Origin of the sequence: uncultured Senegalimassilia sp. (assembly GCF_934632265.1) — a bacterium.
Classification (GTDB): Bacteria; Actinomycetota; Coriobacteriia; order Coriobacteriales; family Eggerthellaceae; genus Senegalimassilia.
The window spans coordinates 1-1781 of sequence record NZ_CAKTYH010000200.1 but is presented as its reverse complement, the minus strand read 5'-3'; the positions used below and the strand labels follow the sequence as shown (position 1 = coordinate 1781).

The following is a 1781-nucleotide window of genomic DNA, read 5'->3' as shown; positions in this document are numbered from 1 at the left end:
ACCGTAGAAGAAGCAGAGATTGATGCAAAGAATACGAATGAGAATAATATCCCTGCAATTTTCGATGAATGTGTGCCTGTGATTGCCGATGGCTATCACCTGAACTATGCAAAAGCTGTAGACTCGGAAGGAACAGAAATTGATCTGCTTTCCAGCGGTACTCAGTACTTTGCACTTTATAAAAATGTTCATTTTATCACAAAGGCTGTCTATCCGGTTTCTTTCGTTGTAACGCCAGACGGTCTGACCAATGTTGTTGTTAAAGTGAATGGTCAGGAGGTTACCGGCTCTGTCAGTTTGGAAGCAGGAACTTACCCTGTTGAAGTAACAGCCGATAACTGCAACGCATACACCGGCAATATAACGATCACCGCCGATGCGGCAACGCATACGCAGACGGTTGCAATGACTTATTTACCTGCCGACTACACTAAGGTCGACGAAGCCATTGCCAAGGCAAATGCACTGAACAAGGACAACTACAAGGACTTCTCTGCTGTAGAAGCCGCTGTCAACGCCGTTGTCCGTGACAAGAACATTACTGAGCAGACGGAAGTAGATGCAATGGCGAAAGCGATTGAGGATGCCATTGCTGCCCTTGTTTACAAAGATGCCGACTACACTAAGGTTGACGAAGCCATTGCCAAGGTAAATGCACTGAACAAAGACAACTACAAGGACTTCTCTGCTGTAGAAACTGCTGTCAAGGCTGTTGTCCGTGACAAGAACATCACTGAACAGAGCGAAGTGGATACAATGGCGAAGGCTATTGAAGATGCCATTGCTACCCTGCAATACAAGGATGCTGATTACACAAAGGTTGATGCAGCCATTGCCAAAGCAAATGCACTGAACAAGGATAACTACAAGGACTTCTCTGCTGTAGAAGCTGCTGTCAAAGCTGTTGTCCGTGGTAAAAATATTACGGAGCAGAACGAAGTAGACAAGATGGCACAGGCTATCGAAGATGCGATTGCTGCTCTTGAGAAAAAACCTGCCAGTACCAAACCGGGAACATCCGATAAGAGTCCGCAGACCGGCGATACAAGCAACCTTGCTTTGTGGATTGCCCTGTTGTTCATCAGCGGCGGTGCAGCCATCGGCACAACGGTTGTAAGCAGAAAGAAAAAGTACAACAGATAATTGAATAGCGTTCCCTTGCTCCATCTTCCGAGCAAGACAAAAGCGTCGTAGCAATACGGCGCTTTTTTGTTACCCGGAAGCGACAAACAGCGGCTTTTGAATGGCGGACGGTAAGGATACCGCCGCCAATATGAAGCCACTCATATCGAAAGAAAACGCCCAAAATCGCCCCGAAACCATACAGCGGGGTCAGGTTTTGGGCGTTTCTGCGTTTCGGGAGCAAATCGGCAATTAGGCAGCACAAAGGAGGTGTCAGCTATGCCCCGTATGCCGAAATACCTCAAGAGAGAATGGGCGCTCTTTCTTGATGAGCGTGGCAGGAAGAAATACAACGAGCTTTGCAGGAAATGCGAAAGAAGCTGCAAGCAGAGCTTCCGTGCTACCGTTATCTACTGCCCACACTATCTATCGAAAAGGAGAACAAGACAATGACAGACTACATCAAGCAGCATTTTAATTATTTCCTCCGACGCGCTGCCGTCTAACGCTGCTGTAACCCAATTTTCCTTGTTCATATGGTATGCGGGAAAAATTCCGGTTTCCGTGCGCATCGAGCCCAACAATAACGGATCGCACTTTAGGTTCACCACATCTATAATATCCGTTCCGCGTAACCCGATTCGGTTTCGCGGTATATC

The 1781-nt window shown here is 47.3% G+C and carries 1 protein-coding gene and 1 pseudogene; one reads left to right on the top strand and one right to left on the bottom strand.

Annotated elements, in window-relative coordinates; translation table 11 throughout:
• Positions 1–1143: pseudogene (locus Q0H50_RS09450) on the top strand (hypothetical protein); the annotation flags it as partial.
• A gap of 401 nt (positions 1144–1544) precedes the next feature.
• On the opposite strand, the gene Q0H50_RS09445 reads toward Q0H50_RS09450, so the two are convergent.
• Positions 1545–1781: MmcQ/YjbR family DNA-binding protein (locus Q0H50_RS09445; RefSeq protein WP_294421703.1), on the bottom strand; the 237-nt coding region annotated here is incomplete at its 5' end.